This window comes from Corallococcus llansteffanensis, assembly GCF_003612055.1.
Classification (GTDB): Bacteria; Myxococcota; Myxococcia; order Myxococcales; family Myxococcaceae; genus Corallococcus; species Corallococcus llansteffanensis.
Map to the genome: position 1 here is coordinate 1 of NZ_RAWB01000130.1, position 19591 is coordinate 19591.

The 19591-nt window shown below is 70.0% G+C and carries 17 protein-coding genes and 1 riboswitch; of the genes, 11 read left to right on the top strand and 6 right to left on the bottom strand.

All coding sequences use genetic code 11. The features are described from left to right. The 7 genes from D7V93_RS44930 to D7V93_RS14530 all read left to right on the top strand — a co-directional run. Positions 1-1405: hypothetical protein (locus D7V93_RS44930; RefSeq protein WP_158623744.1), on the top strand; the 1405-nt coding region annotated here is incomplete at its 5' end. Positions 1406-1466: 61 nt separating this feature from the next. Next, complete coding sequence (locus D7V93_RS14505; protein WP_244237313.1) at positions 1467-2423, top strand: hypothetical protein; 957 nt, start codon at positions 1467-1469, stop codon at positions 2421-2423. A gap of 40 nt (positions 2424-2463) precedes the next feature. Beyond that, positions 2464-3441, top strand: coding sequence for a hypothetical protein (locus D7V93_RS14510; protein ID WP_120643985.1), 978 nt, complete (start codon positions 2464-2466; stop codon positions 3439-3441). Between the two features lie 67 nt (positions 3442-3508). Continuing rightward, the gene (locus D7V93_RS14515) at positions 3509-4102 is read left to right on the top strand and encodes a DUF2239 family protein (RefSeq protein WP_120643986.1); all 594 of its coding nucleotides are present in this window, start codon (positions 3509-3511) and stop codon (positions 4100-4102) included. Beyond that, entirely contained in the window at positions 4099-5118 is a 1020-nt protein-coding gene (locus D7V93_RS14520) for an NADP-dependent oxidoreductase (RefSeq protein ID WP_120643987.1), read from the top strand. The genes D7V93_RS14515 and D7V93_RS14520 overlap by 4 nt, the downstream gene beginning before the upstream one ends. Before the next feature lie 27 nt (positions 5119-5145). Next, on the top strand, positions 5146-5589 hold the full coding sequence (locus tag D7V93_RS14525) for a nuclear transport factor 2 family protein (protein WP_120643988.1): 444 nt from the start codon (positions 5146-5148) through the stop codon (positions 5587-5589). A 10-nt stretch (positions 5590-5599) separates the two neighbouring features. Then, positions 5600-6496 carry a LysR family transcriptional regulator gene (locus D7V93_RS14530; protein ID WP_120643989.1) on the top strand — a complete coding sequence of 299 codons (897 nt, stop codon included), beginning with the start codon at positions 5600-5602 and terminating at the stop codon, positions 6494-6496. A 3-nt stretch (positions 6497-6499) separates the two neighbouring features. Here D7V93_RS14530 and D7V93_RS47815 read toward each other — a convergent pair whose 3' ends face one another. Next, complete coding sequence (locus D7V93_RS47815) at positions 6500-7243, bottom strand: putative quinol monooxygenase (protein WP_244237314.1); 744 nt, start codon at positions 7241-7243, stop codon at positions 6500-6502. Between the two features lie 125 nt (positions 7244-7368). Beyond that, on the bottom strand, positions 7369-8802 hold the full coding sequence (pdxR, locus tag D7V93_RS14540; protein WP_120643990.1) for a MocR-like pyridoxine biosynthesis transcription factor PdxR: 1434 nt from the start codon (positions 8800-8802) through the stop codon (positions 7369-7371). An 83-nt stretch (positions 8803-8885) separates the two neighbouring features. Between pdxR and D7V93_RS14545 the strand changes: the two genes are divergently transcribed. Beyond that, a complete protein-coding gene (locus tag D7V93_RS14545) occupies positions 8886-9341 on the top strand; it encodes a 2,4'-dihydroxyacetophenone dioxygenase family protein (RefSeq protein WP_120643991.1) in 456 nt (151 codons plus the stop codon). Positions 9342-9344: 3 nt separating this feature from the next. On the opposite strand, the gene D7V93_RS14550 is transcribed toward D7V93_RS14545, so the two are convergent. Beyond that, positions 9345-10184, bottom strand: coding sequence for a nuclear transport factor 2 family protein (locus D7V93_RS14550; RefSeq protein WP_120643992.1), 840 nt, complete (start codon positions 10182-10184; stop codon positions 9345-9347). 71 nt (positions 10185-10255) lie between these two features. Here D7V93_RS14550 and D7V93_RS14555 point away from each other — a divergent pair, with 71 nt between their 5' ends. Continuing rightward, entirely contained in the window at positions 10256-11113 is an 858-nt protein-coding gene (locus D7V93_RS14555) for a LysR family transcriptional regulator (RefSeq protein WP_120643993.1), read from the top strand. Here the strand turns inward: D7V93_RS14555 and D7V93_RS14560 are convergent. Beyond that, entirely contained in the window at positions 11103-12998 is a 1896-nt protein-coding gene (locus D7V93_RS14560) for a hypothetical protein (RefSeq protein WP_120643994.1), read from the bottom strand. The genes D7V93_RS14555 and D7V93_RS14560 overlap by 11 nt on opposite strands. 189 nt (positions 12999-13187) lie before the next feature. Between D7V93_RS14560 and sthA the strand changes: the two genes are divergently transcribed. Then, on the top strand, positions 13188-14585 hold the full coding sequence (gene sthA / locus D7V93_RS14565; RefSeq protein WP_120643995.1) for a Si-specific NAD(P)(+) transhydrogenase: 1398 nt from the start codon (positions 13188-13190) through the stop codon (positions 14583-14585). Positions 14586-14675: 90 nt separating this feature from the next. Here sthA and ahcY read toward each other — a convergent pair whose 3' ends face one another. Continuing rightward, a complete protein-coding gene (ahcY, locus tag D7V93_RS14570) occupies positions 14676-16106 on the bottom strand; it encodes an adenosylhomocysteinase (RefSeq protein WP_120643996.1) in 1431 nt (476 codons plus the stop codon). Positions 16107-16191: 85 nt separating this feature from the next. Then, a riboswitch (S-adenosyl-L-homocysteine riboswitch) is annotated at positions 16192-16264 on the bottom strand. Positions 16265-16399: 135 nt separating this feature from the next. Beyond that, entirely contained in the window at positions 16400-16699 is a 300-nt protein-coding gene (locus D7V93_RS14575) for a hypothetical protein (RefSeq protein WP_120643997.1), read from the bottom strand. A 209-nt stretch (positions 16700-16908) separates the two neighbouring features. On the opposite strand from D7V93_RS14575, the gene D7V93_RS14580 reads away from it, so the two are divergent. Continuing rightward, positions 16909-19591 (top strand): cation-translocating P-type ATPase (locus tag D7V93_RS14580; protein WP_120643998.1); only part of this gene is annotated, 2683 nt, incomplete at its 3' end.

Sequence of the window (19591 nt, forward strand, 5' to 3'; positions counted from 1 at the left end):
CCCCAGGCCCACACCGCCGTCCGCGCAGCCCTCCCGTGCGACGGGCCTGCCGTCGCGGGACAGCTTCGCCCCGCAGCCGAACCGCGTCGTTCCCGGGGGCCGCGCCCAGACGCCCGCCGTCGCCATCGACCCCCAGGAGTTCCGCCAGGGTCCCTCGCGGCGCGAGGTGCACAACGACCTGGAGCTGGGGAAGCTGCGCGAGCGCGCGAAGCTCAACACCGTGCTGGGCGAGGACGGCCCGCGCACCCGGGAGAGCGCGCTGTCCCAGGCGGACCTCCTGCTGGGCGGCTTCCACCTCCACTCCAAGGAGAAGACGGACGAAGGCGCGGACATCACCCGCGACGCGGAGCACGTGAACTCCACGAAGGACACCGACCCCGCGTCGACGCGCCACCAGATGGCCACGGAGATGGTCGAGGCGAACGCCGCGCTGGAGCAGGAGGCGCTCCAATCCCTGTCACCCACCGAGCAGGCGCAGTACCTCGCGGTGAAGGAGCAATTGCTCGCCATCCAGCCGGAGGGCGACCCGGTGGCCGCGCTCGCGCTGCAGACGCTGCTGCTGAAGGGCTCGCTCCCCGGTGACGAGGCGCTGGGCGGTGGGGGCACGCTGCTGGAGCAGTTGAACGGGCTCGCCACACAGGAGCTGGGTGAGGGCCTCGACCGGGGGCAGCTCCTGTCGGACGTGGTGCAGGAGGTGGCCACCCCGGAGTCCATCGGCCAGCGCAACAAGGGCACCTGCGCGGCGACGGCGGTGGAGATCCAGCTCGTGAAGGAGAACCCCGCGGAGTACGTGCGGCTCGTGAGCGGGCTGGCCAGCCCCGAGGGACAGGTGACGCTGGCGGACGGCAAGACGGTCATCGCGCGCGAGGAGTTGGGCACCGACGCGCGCGGCATCATCGACGACGTGCGTTCGGAGAGCCAGGAGCTGCTGGCCCCCGCGTTGATGGAGGCGGCGAACGGCGGGGACCTGGACTACCAGGACGGGACGGACACGCACTACGACGGGGATGGCGACAAGGTGCACAAGGGGCTCACCCCGAGCGAGAGCGACCGCCTCGCGGAGGCCGTCTTCGGCCGCAAGTACGACACGATGTCCGGCATCGACACGTCGACGGAGGAGGCCGCGGCGTGGGACCTCATCCAGGAGCGCACCGCCGAGGGCGAGTCCGTCGCGGTGGGCATCGACTGGACGGGCGGTGGCCACAAGGTGGTGGTGACGGGCACCGGCGTCGACGAGAAGACGGGCGAGGAGTACGTCGAGTACACCAACCCCTGGGGCCGCACGGAGCGCATGCCCAAGGACGAGTTCCTGGACCGCCTCAACTCCGTCCACACCCGCGCGGAGGAGAAGGAGCCGCCGACCCTCCCGCCCATCTTCCGGCGCCCCACCGCGTTCGCGGGGTAGCGCGGGCCCGGGCGCTCCCTCCGGATGTCCCAACCCGCCAGGCCCGGGTGTCTCAAGCCGCATGACGAGACGCAGCTGGAGGGCCCTGGGCGTGGTGATGTGTGTCCTGGCATGGGGAGGCGGCCTGCCCCCTTCCGCGGAGGCCTGCAGCGGCCCCGTCTGCGACCTCGGGGGCATCGTGCCACCCACTGCGGGCGCGGCGGTTCCGGCGAACGTGCCCGCGCTGGTCATCGTGCCCTCCCTCTTCCAGAGCATGGATGCGGGCAGCGTGCACCTGCGCACGGCGGAGGGCACCGACGTGGCGGCGGGAATCACGCAGAGCGCCCACGGGAGCGCGGTCGTGGCGCCCGCCGCGCCACTCGTTCCCGGAGCCGCCTACCGCCTGGAGGGTGACAGCCCCTGTCCGTACGGGCCGGACACCCTGGGGGTGACCTTCACCGCGAGCGAACCCCTGCCCCTGCCCGGCGCCACGGGGCTGCTGGAGGCCGGCCCGGAGCAGCAGGGGAATGTCTACGTCATCGGGGGGGCGACGTGCGCGGTGGAGACGCGGGGCAGCTCCTTGCGCCTGCGCTTCACGCCCGCGCCGGAGCTGGTGCCCTTCCTGCCGTGGGTGCACTGGACGGTGGAGGTGGATGGCAAGCCCTGGGCCTCGGCACCGCACGGCTCGCTGGGCCCCACCGGCGAGCTCGCCGTCACGACCCGGCTGAAGTACACGCGGGACCTGCTGTGGCTCTACACGGTCTGCGAGGTGCTGCCCGAGGCAGGGCAGCCCCAGGACATGGGGCTTGAACCAGGGCGACACGTGGCCACGTTGCGTCCGGTGCTCGAACACCTGGACCCGCCGCTGCCGTCGGTGGAGGTGCCCTTCGAGCTGACGTGCCCGAAGAAGTCCACCGAACCCGACCCCGTCCCCAACGACGAGGGCTGCTCGCAGGCGGGCGGGGGACTCACGGCGCTCGGGCTGTTCGCCACGCTCCAGCTCTGGCGGCGGCGCGCGCGCGGAGTGCGCTCCGCCTGAGCCATGTCCCAACCGTCCGGCCTCCGGTGTCTGATGCGGCATGCACGGATACATCTGGAAGCTGGCCACCGCAGGGATGTTCCTCCTGGGGATGGGAGCACTCCTCCCCTCTTCGGCGCATGCCTGCGTGGCGCCCAACTGCCTGCGAGGAACCCGCTTCGCGCTCCCCGCTGACGGCGGAGCGGTGCCCGCGAACCTTCCCGGGCTGGTGACGGTGCCACCGCTCCTGGAGAGCGTGGATCCCACCACCGTCCGGCTGCTCCAGGACGATGGGACCCCGGTGCCCGCGAGCGTCACGGCGGGCGCCCATCAGACCCAGGTCCTGGTCCCGGACGCGCCGCTCGTACCGGGCACCCTCTACCGCCTGGAGGCGAAGGGCGTCTGCCACTTCGGGGGACCCCAGGAGACCGAGGCGAAGACCTTCACCGCGGGCCCTGCCCTGCCGCTGCCCACGACGCTCGGGAGCCTGACGGCCGAGACGCCTCAACGGACGACCTTCGCCGTGTATGGGGATTCGAGCTGCGGGAACACACAGGCGGAGGGCGACACCACCACCCTGCACTTCACGCCGTCGCCGGAGCTGGTGCCGTTCCTGCCGTGGGTGCACTGGACGGTGGAGGTGGACGGTGAAGCCTGGTCCTACGCGAAGCATGGCGGGCTGACCGCGACGGGCGAAAACCCAGACACCCATCTCTACGAATACAACCGGCGCCTGATGTTCCTCTATACGGTCTGCGGCGAGTCCAACCCCACCATGCCCCCGACCCGAGGCCTCACGCCCGGACGCCACCAGGCCACGCTCAAAGGCACGCTGGAGCACGCGAACCTCACGCTGCCGCCCGTGTCCGTGGACTTCGAGCTGACGTGCGCCCAGAAGCCGCCAGAGCAGCCCGGAGACGAGCCTGGGGGCGCGTCCGACCACAGCTGTTCGCAGGCCGGAGGAGGCCTGAGCGCGCTGACCCTCCTGGCCACACTCCGGCCCTGGCGCCGCCGCGCCACGCGTCGAGCGAATCCCTGAACGGTCAGCGCGGCAGATATTACCCGGGTGCAATTGACATCTATTTCTACCCGGGCAATATCCGCCCATGCCTTCACCTTCCGCCTGCTGGACCGCCTTCGCGGGACAGCGCCTGCTTGCCTCCGGTCCTCCCGCCGAGGTCGTCACCGCCGCCCGCCGCGCGCTCGACGCTGGCGAATCCGAGTCCCTGCTGCTGTTCGATGACGCCACCGGCCAGCAGGTCGACTTCCACCTGCGTGGCTCGCTGGAGGAGGTGCTCGCCCGCCTCCAGCCTGCGCCGGAGCCGACGGCGGAAGCCTCCGAGCCCCGTGGCCCCGGACGTCCGAAGCTGGGCGTGGTGGCCCGTGAAGTGACGCTCCTGCCCCGGCATTGGGAGTGGCTGGCCACCCAACCGGGCGGCGCCTCCGTGGCGCTGCGCAAGCTGGTGGAGGCCGCCCGCGCGACGCACGGCGATGCCGACCGTGTCCGTCAGGCCCAGGCCGCCGCGGATCGCTTCATGACCACGATGGCCGGCAACGCTCCGGGCTACGAGGAGGCGGCCCGAGCGCTCTACGCGGGCGACCGCACCCGCTTCAACAAGTGGACCCGGGCCTGGCCGGAGGACATCCGAGACTGCGCACGCCGCCTCGCGGCCCCCGCGTTCGCGAAGGAAGCGCCGTGAGCGCGCCCGTCAACCGCCAGTGGGTGCTGCGGGCCCGCCCCCAGGACGACGTCTCCGACCGCTGCTTCGAGCTGCGCGAGGGGCCCGTGCCCACGCCCGGGCCCGGTGAAGCACTCGTGCGCGTCCTCTGGCTGGCCATCGAACCGACACAGCGCACGTGGCTCAACGAGCACGCGACGTACACCCAACCCGTCGCGCTCGGAGAGGTGATGCGGGGCGCGGGCGTGGGCCAGGTCATCGTCTCACGGACGGAGCGGCTCGCGGTGGGCGACCACGTCGTGGGACTGACGGGCTGGCAGGACTACGTGCTGAGCGGAGACGCGGGCCTCTTCGGCCTCAACAAGGTGCCGGACGGCATCGACCCCAGGGCGATGTTGAACCTCTACGGCTCAAGCGGCCTCACCGCCTGGCTCGGCGTCACCGACATCGGCCGCGCCGCTCCGGGCGAGACCGTCCTCGTCTCCGGCGCCGCGGGCAGCGTCGGCTCCATCGCGGGTCAGGTGGCCCGGCTCCGGGGCTGCCGCGTCATCGGCCTCGCGGGCGGACCGCACAAGGTCGACTGGGTTACCCGGGTCGCCCGGTTCGACGCCTGCATCGACTACAAGTCCGAGGACGTGCGAGCGCGCCTCCGGGAGCTGGCGCCGCGGGGCGTGAACGTCGTCTTCGACAACGTGGGCGGCCCGGTGCTGGAGGCGGCGTTGGACTGCCTCGCGCGCGGTGCGCGGGTGGTGCTCAGTGGCTCCATCGCGTCGGGCTACAGGGACAACAGCTACGGCGTCGCGCCCCGCAACTACATGCAGCTCGCCTTCCAGCGGGCGAGGATGGAAGGCTTCATCTTCCTCGACCATGTCTCACGCTTCCCCGAGGCCTTCCGCGAGCTGTCCACCTGGTCCGCCGGGGGACACCTCGTCTGCGCCGAGACCATCGCCGAGGGACTGGAACAGGCGCCCATGGCCTTGCAGGGCCTGTTCGAAGGGAACAACCTGGGCAAGCAACTGGTTCGCATCGCCACCTGAGTCCTCCAACTCCACAGGGAGCCGCGGATGAACTTCCAGACCACGCTGACCACCGTCCTCGCCGTCGCCGCGAGCGCCACCGCGCAAGCACGCGACCCCGCGCAGGACGAGCGCGACCTGCTCAAGGTCGAAGCGGCCATCTGCCGTGCCTTCGAAGCCGGCGATGCCGACACCCTCCGCAAGAGCCTGGACAAGCAGTTCACGCTCACGGACTCGAAGGGCACCGTGACGAACCTCGACCAGAACCTCGCGGAGGTGTCCAAGCGGGACCCCGTCTACGAGGTCTTCAAGAACCACCACCAGAAGGTCGTCCTGTACGGAGATGCCGCCGTCGTCACCGGCATCACCACCCTCAAGGGCCACTCCGGCAAGGTGCAGTTCGCGGGCGACTACCAGTTCACCGACACCTGGGTCTACCGCGAGGGCCAGTGGAAGCTGGCCGCGAGCCACGCGACCAGGCTGGCGAAGTAGGGCACCCCGCATGGAGATGCATCAGGTCCGGTACTTCCTGGCGGTGTCGGAGACGCACAGCTTCACGCGCGCAGCGGAGCGCTGCCACGTGTCGCAGCCCACGCTGACCGCCGCCGTCAAGAAGCTGGAGGATGAGCTGGGAGGGCCGCTGCTCCTGCGCGACCGCGGCGGCGCGAAGCTCACCCCGCTGGGACGGCTGGTGTTGCCCCGGCTCCAGCGCATCGACGACGAGAGCCGCAGCGTGGCGCTCATCGCGGAGAACCACCGCCGCCTCAAGCAGGTGCCCCTGCGCGTCGGCGTGCTCTGCACCATCGGCCCCGCGCGCCTGTCCGGCTACCTCGCCGCGTTTCGCGCCGTGGCCCCCGGGGTGGAGGTGGAGCTCCAGGTGGGCGCGCGGGAGAAGGTGCTCCGGCAACTGGAGGAAGCGGAGGTGGACCTCGTCATCACCCACGCCGCCGCCCCCACGCCCGACTGGTGCGTCGTCACGCCGCTCTACGACGAGCGCTATCTCGTCGTGCTTCCGCCCGGCCACCGGCTGGCCGCGCAGGACACCGTGCGCCTGGCGGAGCTGTCCGATGAGCCCTACATCGACCGGCTCTCCTGCGAGATGCGCGAGCAGGTCGGCGCGCTGTGCACGTCCCGCAAGGTGGCGCTGTACGCCAGCTATCGCACCGAGCGCGAGGAGTGGGTGCAGAGCCTCGTCGCCGCGGGCGTCGGCTTCGCCTTCATGCCCGAGCACTCGCTGATGGCCGGCACCGCCACCACCGCGCGGCCCCTCGTCGAACCCGCGCTCCAGCGCACCGTGTCCCTGCTGCGCTCGGGAGACCGCACCGCGCCGCCCGTCGCGAAGCTCTTCTGGCGCACCCTGCTGGAGAGCGCGGGCCGAAACCCACGCCCCGGAGCCTGAGGCTCAGCGCTTCACAGCGAGCACGTCCACCTGCTCGATGACGGGCGGCTTCGCGAGCAACTCCGGAGCCTGCGCCATCAGGGCCGCGGCCACCTTGCCGCCCAGGTGCGCCTGACGGCCCGCCTCGTCGGGGAACGTGTCCACGATGCCGAACGTGGTGGGCGACAGGCGAATGGCATACCAGTGCAGCGTGGCCGGCTCGTCGCGGACGATGGGCAGCCCTCCCTCCAGGAACTTCTGCACCTCCCCCTCCTTGCCGGACTTCGCCTCCAGGATGACCACCAGCGCCTTCTGGTCGGTGGCCTCCGGAGTCCCCGGTGCCTTGGTGGCGAGCAGCTCCGCGGACTGGATGGACGGGGGCGTCGCGAACAACTCCGGCGCCTGCGCCATCAGCGCCGCGGCCACCTTGCCACCCAGGTGCGCCTGACGGCCCGCTTCATCCGCGAAGGTGTCGAAGATGCCGAAGGAGGTCGGGCCGAAGCGCAGCGCGAACCACTGCGCCGTCGCAGGCTCCGCCTGGACGAGCGGCAGCCCGCCCTCCAGGAATTTCTGCACGTCACCCTCCTTGCCGGGCTTCGCCTCCAGGCGCACCAGCAGGCCCACGTGCACGTTCTCCGCCTTCTGCGATTGCGTCGTCGTCATGGATTCACCCGTCGTGCTCTTGGAGGAAGAAGCGCAGCCCAGGCCCACCAGGGACGTGGCCAGCGCGAGGAAGGTGAGGCGGTAAGGCGTCAGGAAAGACTTCATGGAGGGCTCCAGGGGAAGGGGCCGGGTGTCGCTCGGGGCGTCACCGCGACATCGACGCAAGGAGATATAGCGATTGCTTCCTCACTTCGTGAGGGCCGTGGCGACGATGGATCCATAGGCAATGCCTATGATCCCGACGCAGTAGCGAGGCACGAGCCCAGGCGCCGCAGTCCCTCCGCGATGCGCGAGGTCGGCATCGCGCCATAGCCAATCACCAGGCCCGCCTTCGCGCGAGGCCCGGCGCAGTAGCGTGAGAGCGTGACGAGCCCGACGTCCGCGGCCTGCGCCCGCGCCACGGCCTCCCGCTCCAGCTTCAGGCCACCCCGATGGAACGTCGCGCTCAGGTGCAGGCCCGCCATCGAAGGCAGGGGCTGAAGCCAGTCACCGCAGTGGCGTGTCAGGCCTTCCAGGACGCGCTCGTGCCGCTCCTCGTATTCACGGCGCATCTTGCGGACATGCCGCGCGAGCATTCCTCCATCGATGAAGCGCGCGAGGGCCGCCTGCGCGGGAAGCTGGCTGTGCCAGTCCATCACGCGCTTGGCCCATCTCAGCTCCCGCTGGAGCGAGGGCGGAGCGATGAGGAAACCCAGCCGCAGCTCCGGGAGCATCACCTTCGAGAACGACCCCACGTAGAGGACGCGACCGGAGCGGTCCAACCCATGCAACGTCTCCAGGGGCCGGCCGCCGAAGCGGAACTCGCTGTCGTAGTCATCCTCGAGGATGACCGCGTCCCGCTGCTTCGCCCAGTCGAGCAGCGCGCTCCGCCGTGCCGGGGACATGGGCATCCCCAGCGGGAACTGGTGCGAGGGCGTGACGTACACGAGGCGCGCGGCGTCCGGCAGCGCCCCCACGTCGAGCCCCTCCGCGTCCACGGGCACGGGCACGACGCGAGCGCCCAGGGATTGGAACAACAGCCGCGCGGGGGGATAGCCCGGGTCCTCCACCGCGACGCAGTCCCCGGGTTCGATGAGCACCCGTCCCGCGAGGTCGAGCGCCTGCTGCGCCCCATGCGTGATGAGGACGTCGTCGGCCTCCGCGCGAACGCCCCGCGCCACGCCAACGTGTCGGGCCACGGCCTCGCGCAGCCCCGCGTGCCCCGCCGCTTCGGCATACCCCGCGGGCAGCGCGGCGGCCCGGAGCTGACGCGCCACCAGCCGGCGCCATGTCTCGAAGGGGAAGTGCGAAGCATCTGGAGTGCCGACGCGGAAGTCGTACGCGGCGGGAGCCCGGGGAGTGGGCTCGTCAGGCAGCGCGCTCCAGAAGGCCCGGGCGCGCAGCCGCACCCCGGAGGCCACGCCCGTCCGACCGCGCCGCGGGGAGGCCTCTCCCTGGACGAAGCTGCCGGCACGCGTACGTCCTTCGAGCAGCCCCTCGGCGGTGAGCCACTCGTAGGCCACGCTCACGGTGTTGCGCGACACGTCCAGGCGCAGCGCCAGCTCCCGGGTGGGCGGCAGCCGCTCGCCGCGTCGCAGGCGCCCGTCGAGGATGGCCGCGCGCAGCTCGCGGTAGATCTGCCCGGACAGGTCACGGCGGCCCTGGAGGGTGACGTGGAAATCCATGCCCCATGCTCCCATGGATTGGCCCAATGGAAATCGCCAATCCTGGCCCTCCCACGGGTCCAGGAGGAAGGCATCCTGCCGCCATGACCTCCTCCACTGTCCTCGCGTCCCTGCCCGTCGACTCCGAACGCATCCCGTGGATCCCCATGGGGTCTCCGGGCCTCTCGTTCAAGCCGCTCCGCTTCTTCCGCGACGGGAGCGGCTGGGTGTACCTGTTCCGGCTGGAGCCCGGCACCCGCATCCCGCGCCACCGGCACACCGGCGAGGTGCACGCCTTCAACCTCGCGGGCCGTCGCCAGCTCGACACCGGGGAGGTGGTGGGCCCCGGCGGCTACGTCTACGAACCGCGGGGCAACGTCGACAGCTGGAGGGTGGTGGGCGAGGAACCGGTCGTCCTGCTCATCAACGTCCGCGGCGGGATCGAGTACCTGGGCGAGGACGGCCAGGTCCTCCGCACCGCGACGCCCGCCGACCGGCTGGAGACCTACCGGCGCTGGTGCCAGGAGAACGGCGCGGAGTTCCTCGCGACCTGCGAGTAGCGCTCAGGGCCCCACGCGGGGGTCTCCCCAGGCCGCCGCGGAGATCCTCCACCGCCCGTCGGCGCGCACGAGCAGCAGGTGATCGATGAAGCGCGTCCCCTCGACGACGACATCCAACTTCGCCGCCGCCACGTTCCCCCGCACCTCCACCTGGAGGATGCGCCAGGGGCTGTCGCGGTCCTGGACGCCGGCCTCCTGGTTCAATGCATAGCGGGCCGCCGCCTCGGAGAGCGGAACCCAGGTGAAGGGCACCCCGTCGATGTGCAGGCGGTAGTAACGACAGTCCGGTGTATGGGTTTCGTGCAGGAGCGCGGGGCTGTAGGCGGCATGCGCTTCGATCTTCCCTTCGAGCACCGCGCGAATCGCTTCCACCTCGGATGCGGGCGAAGCCACCTGCTCCCCGGGTTCGAGCCGCTGGAACACCTTGCCCACGATGCGCCAGCCCGCGGGCGTCTCCACCACGAGCAGCAGGTCATCGAAGCCATGGTCGGGCCAGCGGGAGACCGCCTCCATCAAGGCGAAGGGGCCCTCGCGGTCGAGCACCGTCAACCGGCGCTCCAGCGCGGGTTCCGGGTGGGCGGCCTCCGCGTCCAACCGCTGCCACCACTCCAACTGCGTGAGCGTCTTCAGCGCGCCACTGTCGCGGTCCACCCACTGCATGAGCACCGCGGGGTGGAAGGCCTGGCGCAGCAGGCGGCTGGAGTGGGAGTCGGCGGCGAGGAAGTACGTCCGCACCGCCTCTTCGGGCGTGGGGTTCTGACGGGACGAGGTCATGGGGGGATGGGGATGCGCACAGGCCAGGAGCTGCGCGAGGACCATTCCCAGGAGCAGGGGCTTGGGCATGGCAGGAAGGTGCGCGCGAAGCGGAGATGACGCCAATTGATAGTGCTGGCCAATCCCCATAGAAACCCTCGATGGACTTCCCGGACCTCCCCTTCCTGCGCACCTTCGTCGCGGTCTACGAAGCGCGCAGTGTCACGGCGGCCTCCGCGCGCCTGCACCGCACCCAGCCCACGGTGAGCTACCAGCTGCGACGGCTGGAGGAGACGCTCGGTGCGCCCCTGTTCGAGCGTCGCTCGGCGCGCCTCGTCCCCACGCCCGTGGCGGATCGCCTCTTCCGGTTCCTCGGAGGCTTCGCGCGGGACGTGCAGGCGGTGTTGCAGGGCGAGGAGGCGGACCGGCCGCTGGAGCTCGCCGCCGTCTCCGGCTTCGGCCGCTACGTGCTCTTCCCGAAGCTGCTCGCGGAGGAGGGACCGCGACGGGGGCTGACGCTGCGCTACCCTTCCGCTGACGACGTCTTCCGACAGGTGCTCGAAGGCCAGGTGGACGTGGGCTTCACCTACCGGGCCACCGTGCACCCGCGTCTGGTGTTGACGCCGGTGTACGAGGAGAAGCTGGTGCTCGTCGCCGGAGCCGCCTGGGCCCGCCGCCTGCGCGCGCAGGAGGACTTCCAGGACGTGCCGCTCGTGACCTACGACGAAGGGGACTACGTGATGGGGCGCTGGCTGGGCCACCACTTCGGCAGACGCCACCCGCGCTGGTTCAGCACCGCGCACTTCGAGGAGCTGGAAGAGGTGCTGGCGTGGGTGGGGAGCGGCCACGGCGTCGCCGTCGTCCCCGACTTCTGCGTCGCCCCGGGACGGGGCCTGAAGGTGGTGGGCTGGGGCAAGGCCGCGCTGACGAACACGGTCCACGCGGTGCAACGGACCCACGCGCCCGTGCGCCCCGCCGTCGCGGAGCTGCTCGAGCGCCTGCGGGGCCTCACTTCGTGAGCATGAGCAGCTCGCGCAGCAGGAGGATCTTCACGATGGGCGCGATGAAGGTGAGCTGCCGGACGACGGGCACGAGCTGCTTGTTGTCGAGGCTCAGCATCCTGAGAGGGAGGACCGTGGTGTTGTAGGTCTTCAGGGCACCTTTGCCGGTGGGCGGGGTCCAATCCCATTGATAGCCCCAGACCTCGTCGACCTCGTCCTCGTCGTCCTTCTTCGATTCGAAGTAGCCGCTGAAGTCGTCATCGTCCTCCTCCACGACGGGGGAGGAGAAATGGGCCTTCAGCGTCTTCAGCATCAGGGACAGGTCTGGCAGGGAGCCCGCTTTGAAGAACACCTCGCAGGCGGGCATGATCAGCTCCTTGAGCTTGCGCGTGTCCTCGTCATCCGGAGAGAGGGTGTACTTGGCGATGTTCGCCGAGGCCAGCAGGTAGCCGATGGTGTGGGGCGCGTCCTTGACGAGCGCCACGTCGACCGGATCCTCTCCCTGCCCCTTCACGAAGATCCACTTCCTGGCGAACAGCTGCGTGAAGTTGATCGCGCCGGTCGCGACGCAGCGAAGGGCGTCCAGGTTCGACAGCCAGAGCGGCAGCGCATGTCGGGGCTCGGAGAGGAACAGGATGGACAGCACCGTCGAGCAGACGGTCCGGACGGAGACGGTGACCGTCGTGGTGAGCGGGCTCTCCCGTTCGCTTCCCAGGGTCTTCACCTTGAGGGGGCACTGGATCTGGGTGTCGAAGAGCCCATCCGAGATGGGCTTGCACTCACCCGTCGCGTACTCCGGGCCCAGGAAGCTGAGCAGCTGCGCCGCCATCTTCGCGTCGCTCGCCCCCATGCAATCCCGCGTGGCCATCTGGAGGAGGAGGAAGAGCTCCTCGTAGGACAGGTCGAGGATGCTCAGCGTGTCCAGGTGCTCGTACTTCGTATCCAGCACCGTCCCTTCGACGACCTGCTGCTTGTCGACGAAGGAGATGATGCGCGTGGCCCCCTCGCCCTTCTTGGACTTCGTGTTGTGGAGCCACACACAGGTCGGGAGTCCGCCAAGCACCACATGGGTGAAGGAGTGGGCGATGTCAGCCCCGTCCTCGTCCACGTGGGTCATCACCTGCTTCAACTGCTTTCCCTGCATGCGTTTGCGGAAGACCGTCAGGTGGACGAGCGCCTGGATCCACGAAACCGGCTCCCCTTCCTCGATGACGACAAACCCCATATTGGGTTGCCCTGTCACCCCCAGGTAGCGCTTGCGGCCCCCGCCCTTCTTCTTCAGCTTCCCCAGCCAGTGCTCCTGGGGATCCTTTCCCAGTGAGGAGTCCTTCTGGGGCGCGTGCGTCAGGAGCTGATCCTTGAGGCTGCGGTAGATGGCATGGAAGGCCCCGAAGTCCTCCGTGAAGGACGCATGCGCACTCCCCAAGGCCGTGTCCTTCTGGCCCTTGAGCACCAGCGACGAAAGCCGTGACAGCCGCTGCCCGAGCAGCTTCGTCTTCACGCGCTGAGGGCAGGCGTTCGTGAAGCCCCGCAGACGGAGCGCCGACTTCTTCGAAGACTTGGGGAGCTCCTTGATGGGCTCCTCGACGGAATCCTCGAGGGAATTCTCGGGGGAATCGAAGAGGGACAGCATCGTCGGAGCGTGCCGAGCCCGCCGGAAGGAGGGGTTCCTCTCCCGGTTCTCCCTCTTGACGGCGTTCACGATGAGCAGGGCCTTGTCCCAGTCCGTGGCGGCCTCCTGCATCCCTTCCTGGCCCACCATCTCCAGGAGCGCGTTGGTCAGGATGGTGAGGGTCGTCCAGAACATCGACCTCACCATCCGCTCGAAATCACCCCAGTCCGTGGCGCTGGCAAGGGCCGTGAAGTGGGCCCGGCGCAGGGCTTCTCGGAGGTTCTTGTGCATGGGCGGTCCTCAGGCGGTCCGGCATCCTCGGCGCCAGGAGAAGGAACCCGCGAGCGTGCCGGGCCGGGACTCCAGGAATCAACACTTGAACGGAAAATCCGGCCCGTGGGCCCCGGAGCAGGCGGGCAGGCCTTCCTCCGGGACAGGTTTTCTTCCCTCGGGACCGGGGTTGGGGGAAACACTCCGGCCATGAGTGCTCGGCAGTTCGACGTGGTGGTCCTCGGCTCGGGTCCGGGGGGTGAAGGCGCTTCGATGAAGGCGGTGAAGTCCGGCCGCCGGGTGTGCACCGTGGAGGAGAGCCCCCTGGTGGGTGGCGCCTGCACCCACACGGCCACCATTCCCTCCAAGGCGCTGCGCCACGCCATCCAGCGCCTGATGGACGTGCAGCGGGACCACCCGGAGCTGCGCTCGGAGCTGGCGCGCCACACGCCGCTGGCGGACATGATGCGCGCCGCGTCCTCGGTGGTGTCCAAGCAGGTGCAGCTGCGCAGCACCTTCTATGAGCGCAACCGCGTGGACCTGGTGGTGGGTCGGGCCCGCTTCCGGGATGCCCACACGGTGGAGGTGACTGAGCCGCGCGGCTCCGTGGAGCTGCTGACGGCCGGCGCCTTCGTCATCGCCACCGGCTCTCGGCCCTACCACCCGGGGGGCGTGGACTTCCGCCACCCGCGCATCTTCGACTCGGACACCATCCTGCGGCTGCGCGAAGCCCCGCTGTCGATGATCATCTACGGCGCGGGCGTCATCGGCTGCGAGTACGCCTCCATGTTCCGGATGCTCGGCGTGAAGGTGGACCTGGTGAACACGCGCGACCGGCTGCTGTCGTTCCTGGACGATGAAATCTCCGACGCCCTCTCCTACCACCTGCGTGAACAGGGCGTGCTCATCCGCCACCAGGAGGACATGACCCAGGTGGAGGCCCACGACGACGGCGTGGTGCTGCACCTGAAGAGCGGCAAGCGCCTGAAGGCGGACGTCTTCCTCTGGGCCAACGGCCGCTCCGGCAACAGCCGCGACCTGGGCCTGGAGACGCTGGGCATCACCGTGGACTCGCGCGGCTGCATCCAGGTGAATGACGCGTACCAGACCTCCGTGCCCCACATCTACGCGGTGGGCGACGTGGTGGGCGCCCCGTCCCTGGCGAGCGCGTCGTATGACCAGGGCCGCTTCGCCGCCACGCACATCGTGGAAGGGCGGCTGGAGCACAAGCTGGTGAAGGACATCCCCACCGGCATCTACACCAGCCCCGAAATCAGCAGCCTGGGCCGCACCGAGCGCGAGCTCACCCAGGCGGGCGTCCCCTATGAAGTGGGTCACGCCTTCTTCAAGAGCCTGGCGCGCGCGCAGATCACCGGCCGCACCGTGGGCATGCTGAAGCTGCTCTTCCAGCGGGAGACGCGAGAAATCTTGGGCATCCACTGCTTCGGCGACAACGCCTCCGAGATCATCCACATCGGCCAGGCGATCATGGCGCAGGAGGGGGCGGGCAACAGCATCAACTACTTCATCAACACCACGTTCAACTACCCCACCATGGCGGAGGCCTACCGCGTGGCCGCGCTCAACGGGCTCAACCGCCTGTTCTGAGCGCCTCGCCCGGCAGCCCGGAGCCGGGAACGACGAAGGGCACCGCGGGCATACAGCCCACGGTGCCCCGGGTGTCACGAACGCACGCGCTTAGTAGCGGTACGTGTCCTGCTTGTAGGGACCGGACTTCGCCACGCCGATGTAGCTGGCCTGGTCCGGGGTCAGCTCCGTGAGCTGCGCGTTGAGCTTCTTGAGCTGGAGCCGAGCGACCTTCTCATCCAGGTGCTTGGGCAGCACGTAGACCTTGCCCACCTGGTACTTGTCGCTGTGCGAGTACAGCTCGATCTGCGCGATGGTCTGGTTCGCGAACGAGCTGGACATCACGTAGCTGGGGTGGCCGGTGCCGCAGCCCAGGTTCACCAGACGGCCCTTGGCGAGCAGGATGATGCGCTTGTTGTCCGGGAAGATGACGTGGTCGACCTGGGGCTTGATCTCCTCCCACTGGTACTTCTCCAGGGAGGCGACCTCGATCTCATTGTCGAAGTGGCCGATGTTGCAGACGATGGCCTGGTCCTTCATCTTCGCCATGTGCTCGTGGGTGATGACGCTCTTGTTGCCCGTGGCGGTGACGAAGATGTCCGCCTTGTCCGCGGCGTAGTCCATCGTCACGACCCGGTAGCCCTCCATCGCGGCCTGGAGCGCGCAGATGGGGTCGATCTCCGTCACCCACACCTGGGCGGACAGCGCGCGCAGGGCCTGCGCGGAGCCCTTGCCCACGTCCCCGTAGCCCGCGACGACGGCGATCTTCCCGGCGATCATCACGTCCGTGGCGCGCTTGATGCCGTCCACCAGCGACTCGCGGCAGCCGTACAGGTTGTCGAACTTGCTCTTCGTCACGCTGTCGTTGACGTTGATGGCGCGGAACAGCAGCGTGCCCTTGTTGGACATCTCCTGCAGGCGGTGCACGCCCGTGGTGGTCTCCTCCGTGACGCCCATGATCTTGGCGCTCTTGCGCGAGTACCAGGTCGCGTCCTCCGCGAGCTTCGCCTTGATGGAGGCGTACAGCTCACGCTCCTCCTCGCTCTCCGGCTTGGAGATGACGCCCAGGTCCTTCTCCGCGCGCTTGCCCAGGTGCATGAGCAGGGTCGCGTCGCCGCCGTCGTCGAGGATCATGTTCGGACCCTCGTGCTCGCTGCCCGCGGGGCCGAACTCGAAGATGCGGTGCGTGAAGTCCCAGTACTCCTTCAGGGACTCGCCCTTGTGCGCGAACACCGGCGTGCCGGCCTCCACCAGCGCGGCGGCCGCGTGGTCCTGGGTGGAGAAGATGTTGCACGACGCCCAGCGCACCTGCGCGCCCAGCGCCTGGAGCGTCTCGACGAGCACCGCCGTCTGGATGGTCATGTGCAGCGAGCCCGTCACGCGGGCGCCCTTCAGGGGCTGCTGCTTGGCGTACTCGTCGCGGATGGCCATGAGCGCGGGCATCTCGCTCTCGGCGATGCGGATCTCCTTGCGGCCCCAGCTGGCGAGCTTGAGGTCGGCGACGGCGTAGTCCTGCTTCTGCTTCGTGGTGGCTGCGGTCATGGAATGGCTCCGGGTCCAGGTGGCGCGCCGTCCTGGCGAGGAGGAGGCCAGACCTTCGGCCGGACTCACCCTCGCAAGAAACGCGTACAGGTGAGCGCCGTTGGGTCATTCGGCTTCGAGCCTGGGGCCGGGAAGGCCTCGCAACGCTCCTCGAAGTCGCCTTGCAAACTACGGCAAGGCGCTCCGGATTTCAAAGGGAGATTGCCGGCCCGGGGCCCGGCCGGCGGTCGCATGAGGGGGTACCCTGGAGGACATCCGCCCGTCCCCCTGCCCGCCCCCACTTCGTGCCAGCGCTACCGGCAGGTGGAGAAGACGACGTCTTCGTAGAACCCGGAGGTGCTCCCGTAGCGCTCGCCGCCCCCGGTGGTGCAGCCGCAGTTCTGCCGTCCGATGATGGTCGTCATGGAGGAGTCGCTGTAGAAGTAGCGGGTGGAGATGCTCCGCCCGTTGCAGGCCCTCCAGGACTGCGTCGTCACCTCCGGCGCGGCGGCTTCGGACGCGGGTTCGAGGACTTCCTCTGCGGTGGGCGCGCCTCCACAGGCGGTGAGGAACAGGGCGGCGATACACGCTCCCAGGGCGCTCTTCTTCAGCATGGGTGACTCCGCAGGTTGCGATGCGCGGGACAGTCCGCCCCATCCATCATTCCTGCCCTCACCTTGAAAAACCAGCCTTCCCGCCAAATCCAAATGAATCACAAACATCCAGTCTGAACGCAGCCGGGCTTGCTGGCCGATGAGCCGAAGCCCGCCGTTCCAGGTTCCCGCGTCCGGGCGTGCCCAGCTTCCCTCCGGGGAGACACGTCATGCGGGAGCAGCCGGGCAACGAAGGTAAGGACAGGCCCGTCGCGTGGCATGCCCTGCCTCCCGAAGCGGTGCTGGAGCGGCTGGGCAGCACCGGCGCCGGGCTCACGGAGGCCGCGGCCGAGGAGCGCATGGCCCGCCACGGCCCCAACGTGCTGGAGCGCGAGCGCGGTGACAGCCTTTGGAAGCTGCTGTGGCGGCAGATCAACAGCCCGCTCATCTGGGTGCTCATCGCCTCCGCAGCGCTGGCCATCCTCCTGGGCAAGGTGACGGACGGGCTGGTGGTGGCCGCCGTGGTGGTGCTCAACACGCTCATCGGCTTCGTGCAGGAGTACCGCGCGGGCAAGGCCATCGCGGCGCTGGGCCACATGGTGCCGGAGTCCACCACCGTGGTGCGCGACGGCCGCCCGGTGGCCCTGCCCGCCTCGCGGCTGGTGCCCGGCGACGTGGTGCGGCTCGCGTCCGGTGACCGCGTGCCCGCGGACGTGCGCCTGCTCCACGCGCGAAACTTCCAGGTGGAGGAGGCCGCCCTCACCGGGGAGTCCGTCCCGTCGAGCAAGCGCGTCGCGGCCGTCGCCGGGGACGCGGAGCTGGGGGACCGCGCGAGCCTCGCCTTCGGGGGCACCCTGGTGACGTCCGGCACGACCACCGCCGTCGTCGTCGCCACGGGGCGTGCCACCGAGCTGGGCCGCATCTCCCACCTGATGGAGCAGGCCACCGACCTGAGCACGCCGCTCACGCGGGAGCTGGCCCGCCTGGGCCGCATCATCACGCTGGGCATCGTCATCCTGTCCGCCGTGCTGCTCGGCGTGGGGCTCTGGCGCGGGTATGCGTTCAGCGACGCGGTGATGGTGGCCGTCACCCTGGCGGTGGCCGCCATCCCGGAGGGCCTGCCCGCCATCGTCACCATCGCGCTGGCCATTGGCGTGCAACGCATGGCGGCCCGCCGCGCCGTCATCCGCAAGCTGCCCGCAGTGGAGACGCTGGGCAGCACCACCGTCATCTGCACGGACAAGACGGGCACCCTCACCCGCAATGAGATGACCGTGCGCGCGCTGTGGACGCCGGACGGCCGCTACGAGCTGTCCGGCGTGGGCCACGCCCTCGACGGACAGCTCCTGTGGGGCGGCAAGCCCACCGACGCGCCCCCCGAGGACGTCGTCTCCCTGCTGCGCGCGGGCGTGCTCTGCAACGAGGCCAGCCTGCTGGCCGGGTCCGGGCAGGACGGCTCCGGACGGTGGCGGATGACCGGGGACCCCACCGAGGGCGCGCTGCTCGTCGCCGCGGAGAAGGTGGGCCTGGGCGTGGCCGACGTGCGCGCGCGCCGCCCCCGCCTGGACGCCATCCCCTTCGAGTCCGAGCAGCAGTTCATGGCCACGCTCCACGCGGACGGCCCGGAGGACCGGGACCTGTTCCTCAAGGGCGCCCCGGAGGTCGTGCTGCGCCGCTGCGCGCCGGAGACGGACGCGGACGCCGTGCTGGCGGAGGTGGAGCGCCTGGCCCGCCAGGGGATGCGCGTGCTCGCGGTCGCGCGCAAGGACGCGCCCCGGGCCACGTCCCTTCAACCCCAGGACGCGGAGGACGGCTTCACGCTGCTGGGCCTGCAGGGGATGATCGACCCGCCTCGCGAGGAGGCCGTGGCGGCGGTGCAGGGCTGCCACGCCGCGGGCATCCGCGTGAAGATGATGACCGGCGACCACCTGGCCACGGCGGAGGCCATTGGCCTCCAGCTGGGCATCCACGCCCCGGAGCGTCCGGGCCTCACGGGCGCGCGCCTGTCCGAGCTGGACGACGCGGCGCTGATCCGGGCGGTGGAGGACACGAACGTGTTCGCGCGCGTGGCCCCCGAACACAAGCTGCGCCTCGTCCGGGCGCTCCAGGCGAAGGGCCACGTGGTGGCGATGACGGGCGACGGCGTCAACGACGCCCCCGCGCTCAAGCAGGCGAACATCGGCGTGGCCATGGGCATCACCGGCACGGCGGTGTCCCGCGAGGCGGCCGACCTGGTGCTGACGGACGACAACTTCGCCACCATTGTCTCCGCCGTGGAGGAGGGCCGCCGCGTCTACGACAACCTCATCAAGTCCCTCGCCTTCGTGCTGCCCACCAACCTGGGGCTCGCCCTCATCCTCATGGCGGCCGTGGCCTTCTTCCCCATCCAGGAGGTCGCGGGCGTGCACGCGCCGCTGATGCCCATGCGGCCCACGCAGCTCTTGTGGATCAACCTGGTGGCCACCGTCACGCTGGCGCTGCCCCTGGCCTTCGAGGCCCGCGAGCGCCACGTCATGAGCCGTCCGCCCCGCGCCCCCGACGCCCCGGTGCTCAACCAGTTCGTGGTGATGCGCACCGGCCTCGTCGCGCTGCTGATGACGGCGGGCGCCATCGGCCTGTTCCTCTGGGAGTTCACGCGCCAGGGAGGCGCCCGGGACGCGGCGAATCCCCTGCCGCTGGCGGAGGCCCAGACGATGGCGGTCAACACCGTCATCAGCTTCCAGATCTTCTACCTGTGGCTGTGCCGCACGCTGACGGGCTCGCTGCGGGAGGTGGGGCTGTGGGGCAACCGCACCGTGTTCGTGGGCATCGCGACGCTGGTGCTGCTCCAGGCCGCCTTCATGTACGTGCCCTTCTTCCAGCGCGTCTTCGGCTCCGCGCCCCTGTCCGCCGGGGACATCGCCCGCTCGGTGC

Excerpts from the sequence above, each read along its gene's own strand:
- D7V93_RS14575 (WP_120643997.1), bottom strand. The coding sequence starts at position 16,699 with ATGCTGAAGAAGAGCGCCCTGGGAGCGTGTATCGCCGCCCTGTTCCTC.
- D7V93_RS14550 (WP_120643992.1), bottom strand. The coding sequence starts at position 10,184 with ATGCCCAAGCCCCTGCTCCTGGGAATGGTCCTCGCGCAGCTCCTGGCC.
- sthA (WP_120643995.1), top strand. The coding sequence starts at position 13,188 with ATGAGTGCTCGGCAGTTCGACGTGGTGGTCCTCGGCTCGGGTCCGGGG.
- D7V93_RS47815 (WP_244237314.1), bottom strand. The coding sequence starts at position 7,243 with ATGAAGTCTTTCCTGACGCCTTACCGCCTCACCTTCCTCGCGCTGGCC.
- D7V93_RS14510 (WP_120643985.1), top strand. The coding sequence starts at position 2,464 with ATGCACGGATACATCTGGAAGCTGGCCACCGCAGGGATGTTCCTCCTG.
- D7V93_RS14525 (WP_120643988.1), top strand. The coding sequence starts at position 5,146 with ATGAACTTCCAGACCACGCTGACCACCGTCCTCGCCGTCGCCGCGAGC.
- D7V93_RS14530 (WP_120643989.1), top strand. The coding sequence starts at position 5,600 with ATGGAGATGCATCAGGTCCGGTACTTCCTGGCGGTGTCGGAGACGCAC.
- D7V93_RS14545 (WP_120643991.1), top strand. The coding sequence starts at position 8,886 with ATGACCTCCTCCACTGTCCTCGCGTCCCTGCCCGTCGACTCCGAACGC.
- pdxR (WP_120643990.1), bottom strand. The coding sequence starts at position 8,802 with ATGGATTTCCACGTCACCCTCCAGGGCCGCCGTGACCTGTCCGGGCAG.
- D7V93_RS14560 (WP_120643994.1), bottom strand. The coding sequence starts at position 12,998 with ATGCACAAGAACCTCCGAGAAGCCCTGCGCCGGGCCCACTTCACGGCC.
- ahcY (WP_120643996.1), bottom strand. The coding sequence starts at position 16,106 with ATGACCGCAGCCACCACGAAGCAGAAGCAGGACTACGCCGTCGCCGAC.
- D7V93_RS14505 (WP_244237313.1), top strand. The coding sequence starts at position 1,467 with ATGACGAGACGCAGCTGGAGGGCCCTGGGCGTGGTGATGTGTGTCCTG.
- D7V93_RS14555 (WP_120643993.1), top strand. The coding sequence starts at position 10,256 with ATGGACTTCCCGGACCTCCCCTTCCTGCGCACCTTCGTCGCGGTCTAC.
- D7V93_RS14515 (WP_120643986.1), top strand. The coding sequence starts at position 3,509 with ATGCCTTCACCTTCCGCCTGCTGGACCGCCTTCGCGGGACAGCGCCTG.